This is a genomic window from Paenibacillus sp. FSL H8-0332, assembly GCF_037963835.1.
Classification (GTDB): Bacteria; Bacillota; Bacilli; order Paenibacillales; family Paenibacillaceae; genus Paenibacillus_AQ; species Paenibacillus_AQ rhizoplanae.
The window spans coordinates 1,614,490-1,629,311 of sequence record NZ_CP150145.1 but is presented as its reverse complement, the minus strand read 5'-3'; the positions used below and the strand labels follow the sequence as shown (position 1 = coordinate 1,629,311).

4 protein-coding genes are annotated in these 14,822 nt (G+C 43.3%); all 4 read right to left on the bottom strand.

What is annotated here, in order from left to right:
* Position 1: 1 nt before the first annotated feature.
* From NST43_RS06960 to NST43_RS06945, 4 genes are read right to left on the bottom strand one after another with little or no spacing between them, the layout of a single operon-like run.
* Positions 2–9,703 carry an RHS repeat-associated core domain-containing protein gene (locus NST43_RS06960; RefSeq protein ID WP_339223343.1) on the bottom strand — a complete coding sequence of 3,234 codons (9,702 nt, stop codon included), beginning with the start codon at positions 9,701–9,703 and terminating at the stop codon, positions 2–4.
* A 26-nt stretch (positions 9,704–9,729) separates the two neighbouring features.
* The gene (locus NST43_RS06955) at positions 9,730–10,524 is read right to left on the bottom strand and encodes a hypothetical protein (protein WP_339223340.1); all 795 of its coding nucleotides are present in this window, start codon (positions 10,522–10,524) and stop codon (positions 9,730–9,732) included.
* Positions 10,525–10,538: 14 nt separating this feature from the next.
* A complete protein-coding gene (locus NST43_RS06950; protein ID WP_339223339.1) occupies positions 10,539–11,477 on the bottom strand; it encodes a hypothetical protein in 939 nt (312 codons plus the stop codon).
* Between the two features lie 22 nt (positions 11,478–11,499).
* The gene (locus NST43_RS06945; RefSeq protein WP_339223337.1) at positions 11,500–14,814 is read right to left on the bottom strand and encodes a fibronectin type III domain-containing protein; all 3,315 of its coding nucleotides are present in this window, start codon (positions 14,812–14,814) and stop codon (positions 11,500–11,502) included.
* Positions 14,815–14,822: the final 8 nt, after the last annotated feature.

Below are 14,822 nucleotides of genomic sequence, written 5' to 3'. Positions count from 1 at the left end.
TTTAAGGAATATAAAGGGCATGTTTAATGACTGGTAATTGCCCAGCTTCCCTAGATGGACTAAATATTAATTCCCAATTGCTAACTACTTTTGGTTCATTAAACTTATATCCCTTTTCCGTAGCTTCTTTTACAGCTGATTGAAAACTGCTTAATAATTGTTGTTCATTTAACTTTTGACCATGTGATAGAGTTCTGGTTGAATACTCTACCATATGTTTAGTAGCATTTGGATTCACCCAATACTTTTCCTCATTCACTGTTACTTCAAATGATTTAGGAATGCTTGTACCTGGGTTATTAGGTTGTGTTCTTTTGATATTATCCCAGACAGTCCCAGTTTCCCTCGTCCCCTCAGCCTGCATCCTAAGATTAACTGAATTAGCCGCCTTAACCTCATCATCCGTTAGAGTGGTTGGAATACCTTGTTTTCTCAGTTTACTATACAGCCCACTCTGGCTGTTCGACAACATCTCCTGAACAGTCTGACTTCCTACTGCTGCACTAGAGTGCTGCACTGATTTCTGAATCGCCTTACTTCCAGCTAATTCTGCTGCATCCTTTACCGCAGCTGAAGTAAAAAATTTCGCTGTTACTTTTTCCGTTAATTGGATAGTACCTTTAACGCTAGATTTAACAATTGCGGATCCACCAAAAGTAGCAGCAGTAAGCAGCAAGTTAGCAGAACCTACGCTTCTTTGCAAGAACGACTTGTCCTTCCCGAAGGCCAGTTTGGCATCGTCACCAATCATTAAATTGTAGGTATTTACAACTAAGTTCTTCGTTCCATTTTTTATTGAATTAAATACAGATCCGCTGGCAGAATTCTTTGCAGAAGACTTAACAGGTAGAGGATCTTTCTTAACAGATGTTTTAGCTGCCTGGAGAACTTGTTCCTCTTTCTTCACTTTTTTCTGATCTGCTGCCAAAACTGTATTTTGCTGCTGCAGCTTTGATATTGCAGCGGCGGCTGCACTTCCTGCTGCTGATGGACGTGAGCTACTAGTTGAGCCACTGTTTGATGTTGCCGGCGGCTTTGTTACCGTGGCTGGTGGAGTTGCCTTATTATTATTTGCTGGCTTCGACGAAGCCGACTTCGTCGAATTCTGCCCAGGCTTCGCTGGTGCTGCCGGCTCTTGTTTTGGAGGCGGTGTAGACGCCTTCTGCTTCGCCAGGTACAGATGCTCGAGGTGGTCCGCAGCAGCGTCGTTTCGGTTGATCTGGCTTTGAATGGAACTTGCCGTTGCTTTGTGACCAGTCGGATCGATATACTGGATCGGATCATTATTGGCATAAGTGTAGAGATTGAGACTGAGCGGGTTATTGTCTTCCCCCCAGTAGCTGTCTTCTGACAGGAAACGCCCGATGTACGGATCGTAATAACGTGCCCGAAGGTAGTACAGCCCTGTCTCCCCATCATAATACTCTCCTGCATAACGGATGGATTCCGAATAGGACTCGATGCTTAAAGTAGGATTACCAAAGACATCATAATCATATTGGTTCTGCACTTCTCCTGCAGATGTTACAGTCTGCACAACATCTCCGTGTCCATTGAACAAATAGTAGGAATATGCCTTAGCTTGATTCATTCTGGCAATGTAGTTAATACCACGGATGTAACGTACATTGAGTTTGCTGCTTCCGTCCATCTCCAGGATCACGTGCTGACGGTCATATACATAATTCGTTTCCTTTGTTATATTCCCTGCTTTAGCACTGCTTACCGTTTTCTTTACCCGTAAGCCGTCACCATTATAAACATAATCTACAGTTGTCCGGTCTCCCGCCTTCACCTTGACAGCTTTCGTTAAACGGTTGAACCCGTCATAGGCTTGAGTTACTTTTTCGATAAGACTATTAATTTCTTTAGTCTGTGCCTCGTAAGTATCTCCCCCGGTAGACTGGTGCATTGCTGTTGTATGAGGCTGGGTATAGGCTGTCCGTTGACTAAGCTCATTCCCGTTCTTATCAAAAAGATAATCTACAGTTTTGAGCAGCAACTCCTTCCCTGTTGTATCGCTCATCCGCTCTTCAAGCTTCATCAACTGATTACTTGAAGAATACAGATACTCACTCTTCTTCAATTTATACTGAAGTGCTTGCTTGGTATCCGGGAAGATATAACTGCTAGGCTGCAGCGAGGTGTAGGTCTCTAGCATAGACTGCCGGTTTCCTGCCCCGTCATAGGCATAGACTGTCGTTTTTCCTGGTGCTTCTACCTGCTTAATACGACCCGCATCATCGTATCTGTATGCAGTTGATCCAAAACTATCTGTCTTGGTAATCTGCCGGCCAGCATCATCATAGGTATAACGGTAACTGGATATCTCAGAACCATTGTTCCGCTTGTTTGTTAAGGTTAGCAGACGATTGTTCAGATCGTACGTATAGACCTCCTTGAGGCCATCTTCATACTGTACCATCGTACGGTTGCCATTCTTATCATAGGAATAGGCAGTTTCTTTACCATCATAGTCAACACGGGCCATCCGGCTGGACTTGTCATACTGGTAAGTTGTGGTGTAGCCCAACGTATCTGTCACCGATTCTACATTTCCAATGACATCGTAAGTGTATTTGATCTGAACCTTACTGTCTTTACTAATTTGGAGCAACTGATTCTGGGAATTATAAGTGTAGCTATACGTTCCGCTCTCGTCATTCATGCCAGTCCGATTTCCAGCTTCGTCATAGCTATAGTTAATTTTGTCCCCAGTCTCTACTACTCTCATCTCAGTTAACAGATTCTGATTACTATATAAATATAGTGTACTATTTCCCTGATGGTCGATCATACGCTGCTTGTTTAGTGCCAGATCATAGGTGTAACTGATAGTTGCATTGCCAGCATCCGTGACAGATAGCAGTACCCCATATGATCCATAGCGGTATTGGGTAACTTTACCCCGTCCATCTTTCATGGACTGTTTGTTTCCCATACGGTCATAGCTGTAACTGACCTCCACACCCAGCGCATCAGTAACCTTAGTCAAACGTCCAGCATTATCATATTCATAACGAATAGAGCTGCCTAGAGCATCCGTTTTTTGAATAAGGTTGCCATAGATGTTGTACTGATAAGCGGTAGTGAATTTACTTGTGCTATTCTTACTAGCTAATACCGGATCAACAGCAGCAGTCACACGATTGCCTAGATCATAATGATAAATCGTTCCATAGCGGGACTCATCGGTCTCACCTGCCGAATAACCTTTAGCATCAATGCTCTTCACTATATTGCCGTTTGCATCATAAATTTTCTTGCTGACCACTGTACCATATGGGTCAATAGTTAGGGTCAGCCTGTTTAATTTGTCATAGGTATATGACATAGTGAAGCCCTTGGCATTGGTATCAGAAATTTTATTTCCTGCCAGATCATAAGTTGTTGTAAACTTGTTACCTTCTGGATCAGTGACTACAGTAATCCGGTTAACTGGATCATACGCATACTTGGTTACGTATCCCCTCTCATCCTTATCCGAAATTTTATTTCCGGCCGTATCATAGCTGTATTGTCTTACACTCTCTGTTGAACCTAGAGCACGAATTACCTTCTCCACGCGGTTCATAGCATCGTAGGTATAATTTACGGTGTATGCCTTTCGGTTAGCCGAATCAGAGGACAAGAATCCGTTTGCTCTAGGATCTGTTTCCTGAATTTTGTTGCCAAGCACGTCGTAACTGTAAGTTGTAATCTGCATGATTTTATTCGGATAGGAAGAATCAAGTAGATCTGCTAGATTAGGCAGAGTAGCATAACCTTCAAGGGTTGACTTATCAAGCCAACCTATCCGCTTCACCATCCGGTTTTGGGAATCATACTCATACTGCGCCACATCTGTTAGGTCGGCATCTCTTAACTTTTCTGATTTGATGAGATTACCATTCTCGTCATACTCCATGGAAGAGCTTGCCCCGCTGTTGTCTGTGATGCCTTTGAGCAGATTGTTATCATAATAGATATAAGTAGTTTCCCGGCTTACAGAATCCTCTTTTGATCCCAATAAAATCTTCTTAGTCATATTTCCGGCCGCATCATACTGGAAGCTCTCCACAGCATAAATCACGTTCTTACTCTCATCGAGTGCAAGCGGAGATTTCTTTTCAATGAGCCTGTTACCGGCATCATAATTGAAAATGGTTATGCTGCCAGCTTGATCTTTTACCGACACTAGATTCCCGTTAAGATCATATTTATTCTCAACTGTATACCCATATGGGTCTTTTACAAACTTTTCTTTGCCAAATGTAGTGTAGTTGGTAGTAGTTACTGCTCCAAGCGGATTCGTCTCGGAAGTCTTTCTGCCCAGTTTGTCAAAGGTATACTTAAATACTGCACCATCTGCATAAATAATTTTTCCAGGTGTTCCGTCAGGATTGACTTCATATGAAGTCGTGTTGCCCCGTTCATCCGTTCGTGCCAGCAAATGATTAAGCACATCATATTCATACCGTTTACTGTAGCCCAGAACATTGGTTTCTTTTATCAGCCGTCCAAGCCCATCGTATAAATAGGTTGTACCTTTGGAAGAGGCGATATTGCCTGAGTACCTGAGACCATCCACTTTTTTGGACATCTGTCCCTTAGCATCATACTGGAGGTATTCCACAATCGTCCCTTCAGGAGATACTGTAGATAGTCTGCGGTTCATCTTGTCATAAGTATAGGAAATCCCCTTCATAACCAATACCTGATTGGTACTATCCAATTCTTTGTTGTATTGATTAGGTGAGATTTCCCGAATCAGATTACCACTTAAGTCATAGATGTATCGAGTCACAGCCAATCCGCCGTCTGCAGCCGGCAGACTTTTACGCAGCACACGATCAAGTGCATCATACTCATAGCGGGTTTGCATTCCAATTGAATTGGTCTCGGTTAGTACATTACCCGCAGCATCATATTGATATAGCGTTGAACCTTTAATAGCGTCCGTCTTCTTCATTAATTGCTTATTATAATCATATTCGAATAAGGTTGTGTTCCCCTTAGCATCGCTCTGGCTTAACACTTGATCATTCTTCGAATAGGTATAGGTTGTTGCCGCCTCCAGACGGTCCACATATTCATTGTCAAAAACAGCCCCCGGTAAAAAACCTGCACTTATATCTGCAGTCTTAACCAGTAAAGCACTTTTGGTAAGCCGTGATCTGGAGTCATAGCTGTTCCGTGTAATATCATAATTATTATCGCTAATTTTTTGATACGTTGTTACGATATTTCCGGCCCGGTCATAATCCTGCTTACTCTCTCTGCCAAACGGTCCTGTAACCAGAATAACTCTTCCGCCTTTATCATAAATCTGCTGGGTAAGGTCTCCCATGCTGGACTGAGTTACAGCTCCATTTTTCTTTGAGACAGTGAGTTGAAAGGTTTCTGTCGAGAGCAATTTAGCAGCTTCATCATATTTCATAACGGTGTAGCGGTAATAGGTGTTGGCCTCATCCGCACGAATATATTCTTTTTTGGATATCTGATTACCTGCTAAATCGTAACCGTAGTAAACAGACTTCCCATTCTGGTCTATGCTTTCCAGCAATTCGCCTTGCGCTGAATAACGGAAGGACTCAGAGGTGCCGTCTGGATATTCTATTAGATAAGGAGAGCCAAAAATAGTATTGTAGCTTTTGGTCTGTTGGCCTGACTTATCCGTACTAATAGTGACCCATTTACCTGTAAGATCATAATCGACCGTCGTACGTGATCCGTCAGCATATATTGTTTGCTTCAAACGGCTTCCAAGATCATAGAGATATGAAGTAGTATGACCAAGCCCATCGGTCTCGCTCAATACATTACCAGAACCATCATAGATAAGCTGTTTGCTGATTTTTTGGATGCCCTGCTGTTTGTTATCATAAGCAGCCTGGGCTGAGATAATCTCAACAGGCTTATCAATAACATTGTATTGATATAACAGACCTATTGACTGCTCTGGATGAGTAGCATTATACCCTTCTCCATCCACATCCTTAATAAGGTTGTCCCTACCATCATATTCCTTGTAAGCAATGACCTCACGATTGGTTCCGTCAAAAGCAATAGTCTTAATTAACTGGTTCTCTGCATCATATTCATTCTCAATGCCAGGAGCCTTTTCCATAGCAAGAGCAGAGTATCTTGAATCTACCGTTTTAAGCAAATTGCCCATTGTATCATAAAGATAACGGCTTGAATTTCCCAGAGGATCGGTTGTCCCTATTGCGAAACCTAATCCATCGTAGGTATAAGAGGTTGTCCGCTCAGTTCCATCAATTACTGACGTCTCGGTAATCAGATTGCCAGACTTGTCGTATTGATAACGGCTGACTCTAGGGCCCTTGTCATTAAAAGGCTTGGAGGAAGATACCTTAAGATTTCTATAATTGTACGTATTCTCCTCAGTATCATAACCCGTACCATTGAATTGCCTCGTCTTCAGCAGGTTTCCTTCGAGGTCAAACTCGTTTAAGGTCTGATAGGCCCCTCTTTCTACAAGTGATCCGTCATCCCCTTTTTCTTTGGATGATCCTGTCTCTGACGTTATGTTTCCGGCAAAATCATATTGATAATTCTGTACAATCTGTTTAGCGCCAGTTGAATCTGCATATTCTACAATCTTAATTTTATTCCCGTTTGCATCATATTCGTTAGATGTGTGTGAACGGGTAGCAGCGTCCAGGCTGACATTTTGGTCTGTCACTTGGTTGAGAGAATCATATGAAAAGGAGGTTATTGAAGAATCCTTGTTAACTCCTGCTGAATACAGCCCCTGCGTAAGTTTAACCCTGTTATTCACCGCATCATATTGGCTATTGGTATAGAAATAATCCGAAGCTCCCGCTTGATAGATTTTTTGAATGGTATTTCTACCCAATCCATCGTAGATCCACTCTGTGATCTTACCGCCAGGGGCTTTCTCGGAGACAGGTTGTTCCATCGCATTATAGCCATATTCTGTCGTGTTACCCAGAGCATCAGTGGCGCTAATCTTTCTTCCCAAGGCATCATAAGTATAACGGGTAGTATGCTTGCCTTCGTCAGTGTCTGTTAAGATGTTGCCGACATAGTCATAAGTGAAGGTTGAGGCGTAATACGTCTGACGATCCGGCGTAACCTCTTGCTTGACTAGTTGACTCTCAAGGTCATAGTAGTACCTCTTACCATAGCCTTCTTCATTCGTAATCGTCATAAGCATAGGATACTGGGGAGAAGAGTTAATCTGATAATCAATTTTCACAGCTGCCTTGAGTGCCTTATCATTGTCATAGAAGGATTTCTCCACAATCTGCTGATTGCTGTCGTAGGCATAGCGAGTACTGTGTCCATTACTATTCATTTCTTTAGTCAGATTGCCAAAAGCATCATATTGTAGGGAGGATAACCTCTTCCATTCACCTTGGCTATTGATGCTATGGTTCAACAAATTCCCCTGAATATCATATTCATTCAGATACTTGTAATTCCCCGCGTCCGTATACTGAATCTTGAAGTTCGCATACGGGCTCTCCAGATATTCGTACTGCATTGCCTTATTATCCGGCCGGATGTTCTTCAGTACACGGCCTACTGCATCGTATTGATACGATGTCTTGTTGCCATTGGCATCGATCTCGCTGACTATATTGCCGGTCTGCATATCATAGGCGTAGGTTTTGGCATAAGTCTTGCCATCGGCCTGCTGATATTGCTTGGTCAGGTAAGCCCCTTTGGTATTTGTACCATTGGCATCGATACTATATTCATAGTGAGTGGTGAAATCCTGCGAACGGTCATGTACGGTTTTGCGGATCAGATTGCCATAGGAATCATAGACGTAATCTGTGATTAGCCAGGGATTCGCCGGATCATTCGCGGCTTTGCTCTCTTTAATTACATTGCCTTTACTGTCCAGCTCATAATTGGTCTGAGCCGCCCTATTCTGATCCAGCTTCCAGGTCTTCTGGGTCAGAATATGATATTTATTAATATCATAGGTGAATAGTTCGGTGTGTTCATTGTTCACCGGATAACCCTTGCTGTCACGTTCAGCGATAGGTCCGGTATGACTGGTCATATTGCCGTACTCATCATAACGGTAGTTCTCAATGGAATGAACCGGCTCACCTGTAGCCTGCCCGCCAGCCACTTGATAGATAAGCGTCTCCTGTTTCTTGACCAGCTTCAGCTCATCATGCTCACTGGTAACGGTCTCCTTGTGATTCTTGCCCAGCTTCTCGGTGAGAATCATTTCCTGATTACCGTTGTATGTATATTTGACAGTGCTGCCGTTAACATCTGTGATGGTTGTGTAATAACGGTATGTATCTTTAAGATAAGTCTTATCATCCTGCTTATAGTCTGCGGTGCCGTAGCCGTCAGCTTCATTAGTATAGGTGTAGGTCTTCTTGTTATAGGTTTCGGTTATGAATTTATCCAGAAAGTTTGGTTTGGCAGGATCGAACCCTTTCTTGATCAGATCACTACTCTCAAAAATCTTTCTGTATTGCATACTGCCTTCATTAAGCCGTTTGGTATAGGTGTTATATACATAGCTCTTCGCCTTATTGCTCTTTACTTCATCTACCAGTACAAGATTCTCGTAACGGGAATAAGCGGAATATTTATCTTTGTTGAAGTAGGTGAAGCCCAGATCAGGCTGCTCATACCAGAACATGAATTTCGGTTTTGCATCCGTGTCATATACCCTTTGCAGCCGGGTTCTTATGACATGCTTGGAATCATTAACGAGCGCTGCTGACTTGTCATACACAATGCTTTTATCGCCCGGAAGATGGACAATCACTTGGAACTTACCCTTTAGATCTCCGGAATCCGTATTATTGGGACTTTGCGATGCGTTATAATAGTTGTTCGCACCTACAGGAGAATCAATGCTGATCGGGCCTACTGTGTAATTGAAATCCTCTTTGTATTCAATCGTTGTATCGCGGCCCACTGAATCCGTAATTTTGGAGATCAGCTTCTTGTTAATGGAATGACCATCCATATAATAATTCAATGACTCATACTGAAAATTAATAGTGTTGCCATACCGGTCCACGATTCCCAAGATCCGGCCGTCTTCGGCGAAATAGGTATTCTTTCCATCCTTGCCTGTCATCTTGTACTTGGAGGTTCCGTCTGCTTGTCCATTTTGATAAGTGACAGCTTCACGGACTACCACATCTTTCACAGTCTGACCCTCCGGTAAAAATACATAGGCTCCATCTTGATTAGCAGGCTTAAGGCGATATACATCACCGCTGTCTGTATGCAAAAACTTATGGCTGGAGCCGTCCGAATTCACCTTCACTTCAATATTCGGGAAGGAGAAGCGCATCCCCATGCCGAGGTTATATCTATCCTCATAGAAGGAGGAGGTTTTGGCATAAGAGAAGGCTCTGTCTACCCAGGCTCCGTCTACATAATTCACTTCCATCTCTTGCACATTCGCTGTTTCATTCTTATAAATTCGTTTGAATTCAAGATCCAATCCATTCTTGCCAGGCAGGACATAATCTGTCTGAGTGATGGTTAGTGAACCACTCTGAGGGCTAATTTCGTCAACCGTTTCATTGGTTCTTAAATATGCCGGTGAGAGCATAGTATTATACTTTTGTTTCGGCCCTACCAGATTATTAAGTTGATCCTGTAAGGTCTCGGCACTTGCTGCCGGTAAGAAAAACATCATCAAGATAAAAGAAGCCAATGATATTCGGATACATGCTTTCTTCACAAAGTTACCCCCGTCTGCCTGCTAAATTATTGCCCGTACTTTTCTGTATAGGTTTGGGCCATGATCATTTCATCTGAAATTCCTTGCGCGACTTGGGTAACTACAACTTTGGCAGACTCCCCAAGCTTCTGTGCCAATACAAAAGCATGTGTAACCTGCTGATCGGAAAGCTTGCTGTCCCCAGTATACTTACGAACTTCTTCCTCTGTTATCCGAACTCTTGGAAACGGATTTCCACTGTACAATACCTTTTCCCGTTCAAAAACACTGCTCCATTTACCACTTTTCAGCTTCGTAGTCAGTAAATCTCCAAACAGCTTACCGGTTACGAAAGATAGTCGGTCTGCAATCATAATATCGTCAGAGGTTGCTCCTTGCACCTGCATTAGAAGTTCAAGCTCTTCTGATTCGAAGGATCTGGGGATAAATTCTTTATGAGTCTCACGGTATTGTGTGAAAAGTTCCTCCCAGGTCTTGCCTGTATTTCTGGCCTCCAGCATAGCAGCCCACTCATTCACATTACCGAAATTGTGGTATAAGAAGTCATAAGCGGTCAAAACAGCTGCACGGCTATAACCGCCAGCAACCAGCTCTTCAATCTGCTTACGGTAGGTCTCTTGAACACTGAATTCTTTCAGGAACTGATCATATGAACTCTGAACCACTTCAGACTGTACAGGTCCAGCGTTCATTCCATGACTATCTTCAGTCTCCGCTTTAGGAGTAACGGCCACTTTGGCATAGGCCATTACCCCTGCCTGGAACACCAATATCAGAATGATTATAAAAGCGAAAATCCGAAGTACCTTACGTTTGTTCATTCCTCTTAGCTCCTCTATTTATAATTAGGATTCATTGCCTGAATTTCTTGTCTGACCGCTTCACCCGGATTTTCCGGCCTCACATCCTGCACCGTAGGCGGGTTTATATCCGGAATCAGTGACTCCTTGTCTTCCGTTACAAGATTTATCGGGTCAGCAGCCTTCTCTTTGTCTTCACGATTGGGTGCTTCATTCGCATGCTGTAATTGCTCCAGCATCCTCTTTTCAAGAGAGTCCAGTGTTACAATCTCACTCTCTTTGAGTGTAATAGTTTGTTGTTCTTTATTTTCCTGATACTGTTTGGGATCAGTAATGTAGTCCTTGAGATTCAGCCCAATCTGAAGCGACAGTAAGTATTCATTCATTACAGCTTCCATGGAACCGAACTCCTGTTGCAAGGTAAGAAGGAGAGTAACTGCCTCCCCCTCATTAAATTGCTCATTAATCGTTACGTACGCAGACTGCAAATCCTCCTCAGCCGAACCGGATGGTTCTGAGGTTGCTTCCGGCTTCTCCACAATAGATGCTACACTGCTGACTACTTCTTTTAACTGCTGCATAGTTCTCTCCGTCAGCATTTTAGCTTCCATGATCTCGTCATCCTGGAAGCCCTTCTGACGAAGTTCCTTAAGTAATTCCTCACCCAGACCAGCCTCATGAAGGAGATTTGAACGCCCCTGCTTGTCTTCAGTATTGTTCGCCGGAAGCTGCTGCTTTAGAGTCTCCGTAATTTCATTCCATGAAGAACCTGACTTTTTCATGGCTAGAATTTGTTTTGCCGCAACTCCGCTAAGGTTAGAGAGCTCTGCAGCCGTCTGCTCATCTTGCTGCTGGGAAGACTCTTCTACTGCTGAATCCCGGTTAAGTCTTGGAAAGGTCACGATAGCAGCTTCAGCCAGCAGAGCCACTATGATTGCTATGGATATATATCTGTATTTTCGCTTGCGGATCATTACCATTCTCCTTCAGTATCATTCAATCTACTGTAACTTTTACGTTGCTCTCGCCGGTTATTTTCGACTTGAAGGTGAGCGTGGTAATCTCACCAGACCAAGAGGTTCCCGGGACAACATTCTGATCGATGGAATATGTGATTTTCCCAGGGGTATAGGTTGCAGTTAAATTAGAACCGGTAATCCTTCCATTAGAGAGATCTCTGGCTGGAGTGAAATCATATGAATCGATTAATTCAAGCTCATCCGGATTATAGGTCACTACAAATTCCAGTTCACTGAAATCCTGCACATTCTGAGCCAGCAGAGTCAGACTTGCTTCCTTATCCTTCTTGACTTTAAGAACGTAATCCGGACTTGTAGTACTCTTCTGTAGAGAAGGGCTCCAGGCAGTCACTCCTGATGTATTTTTTGCTCTTACCCGGTACGTATGAGCGGTTCCTGAAGTAAGCTCGTTATGCTGATAGGTTATATTGTTACCGACATCTATCGTTTTCCCGTCTACCTCTAGTTGGTAGCCATTCGCCCCGTCCATCTTCTCCCAGCGCAATTCAATCGAGTTGTTTTGGGCAAATCCCTCTATTTTGGAAGGGGAGTCAGGCAGGTTAGGAAGTGTAGAGAGTGCTAATACTGCCACCCAGTCTCCACGTTCATTTCCTTGCTTTACTCTGATTTTGTAGAGATGGTACTCTTCTGCACGTAGTCCGGTATGATTGTAAATCGTATCTGCACCGTTATCCAATACTTTGCCGTCCACTTCTATTTCATATCGTGCATTTGCTGCAACAGTATCCCACGACAGGGTAATGGACTTATTCGTCACTACCGCTACTACATTTGTTAAGGATTCTGTGTTTATTCCTGCAGGCATGGTAGCCATAGTTATAGGTTTGGACCATTCACTTGTTCCGCTAATATTAGCGGCTCTGATTCTATACGTATGCTTGGAATCTGCAGCGAGCTGGTCATGCACGAACAGGTTATCCTTTACAGTGATTATAGTTCCGCCATCCACTTCAATATCGTAACTATCCGTATGAGGAACGGTGCGCCACGATGCAGTAATCTGACTCTCATCCGCGGTCGTCATTATGTTCGTGGGTACATCCGGTATTTCCGGATGAGTGGTTACATCCAGAGGAGAGCTCCATTTACTTTTCCCGCCTATATTAACTGCGCGAATTCTATAGGTATGACCGCTAAGTGCATCTAATCCTTCATGGGCATAGCTGGTCAATTGTTTATTGTCGATAATTAGCCCGTCCACTTCAATCTCGTAGCCGCTGGCCCGTTCCATCTCGTCCCACTTCACAGTTACCGTATGAATATCCTGCACTGCTGATATCTTCGTGGGAGTCTCTGGCGGATTAGGCCATGTCTGCTGTACGGCAGGTGCGCTCCATTCACTCACTCCTCCTAAGTTACCTGCTCTTACACGATAGGTATGATCCGTTGAAGCTTCCAGATCTTTGTGCGTGAAGGAGTTAAGCGTGCCGTTGTCTGTCACAACTCCATCGGCTTCCACTTCATACCGCGTAGCATGAGGAACCAAATCCCAGGTTAATGAAATGAATTTCTGCGATGGGACTGTCAATAAATTGTTAGGAAAAGCCGGCGGTTCGGGCAATGTCATCTGAGTAAAAGCCTGGCTCCAGCTACTCGTACCTCCCGGGTTGATAATTCTTACTCTATAGGTGTGCTGAGTATTGGGTAATAATCCATTATGCGTATAGGAAGTAGAAGTTCCATTATTGATAATCGCTCCACCTGCCTCTACCTCATAACCTAAGGCACCCGCTGATGGAGGCCATGCAAGCTTAATCCATTGCTGTGAAGCTTCTGCAGTAATTCCGCCAGGTGCAGCGGCTAATGTCGTTCCGCTTGCCAGCCCTCCGAACCCTGTCTCTACCCCTTCGTTATTTCTTGCTTTTACCTGGAAGGAGTAAGAGGTATTTGCTGTTAAACCGTTAATAACTACCGTCTTATTAGACGGGGTAAACCATACAGGCGAAGAACTGAGAGTACCGGAAGAAGTAACATAAGCTGTACCCATTTGAATCAAATATTGGGTTGAAGCAGCATTCTGATCATGAAGCTGCATGATTAAGGATGTTTCACCATTTTGCTGAACAGATATTGCCGGAGCTTGTGCTTTTGTATACACATTCTGCTCATGGACTGCACTATTCCCCACTTTATCTCTGGCTTCAATCTTGGTATAAAATGCAGTGTTTGGAGTTAATCCTGTTGCCGTAAAGCTTGGCTGTGTGGTCCAGCCGCTCGACTGACTTCCGACTGTGTAACGATATGGAATGTTATCCAGCCCTGATATGGAATCTGTGGCTGTTCCCGATATCTGAACCTGTGAGTCAGAAGAAATAATATTGATATTTCCAATTACCGGAGGGGATTTATCTACAAAGATGGTTACAGAATTCTGGGTGATGACTTTTCCGTCATTGGCTGTAAAGCGGATGGTATGGCTGCCTTCCGGTAAAGCTGCTATGTTCAATGGATTAAAGGATACATTTTGAGTTGTAGCTGTATTGGTTATCGTCTTACTTTCCCTTGCAGCTGCCTCTGAATCTATATAATATTTCAGTTCTAGCGCATCACCGTTCGAATCTGATACCCCTATCACAGGGATGAACAGGGAGCTTGGACTAAGCTGCTGTCCGTTCGGTGTTGGTATGGTTATTGTAGGGGCTGCATTGGAGGTTAGATTTTGCTCTGGGAGAGGTACACCCATTGAGTTTCTCCATCCATTATAAAATTGATTTGGGATATGTTGGGCATCTCCAGCACTTACAAAGACACTAATCTTTGTTGGAAGCTCACCGTATAGTCCCAAACCTTCATATGGAATTAAATCATTAATATTTGTTATAAAAGTATTATTTGATTCCCCCGTGCTCAAGCCTTCGGTAACTCTATGTGAGGAGGTACCCGCACTTGCACCACTACCTGAATTACTCATATAAACATTTATATCCAAATATCTGGAACGTTGATTGTTTGAGAACCAATAGGTCCTGGAGCCTGAGGTCATAATGGCTGCTTTATCCAAGGCAATATCGTAACTCATTTTTCTTGAAGATAAATCAAAACGTATGTTTTTCACAGTAATTCCTGGCATATCTAACGTTATATAGTCAATTTCGCCCATATCTGGAACCCATCCAGCAGTTTTTATGAAACCATCAAAGTGGAGATCAGCAAAGCTGATAATATTAGACTCTCCCGCTGCTTTAACCTGTGATCCCCCTGGGAATAGAATTAACGTAACCATTACAAAAACACATAAAATAGATATCCATCTTTTCAGCATATCTTTCATAGTTCCTC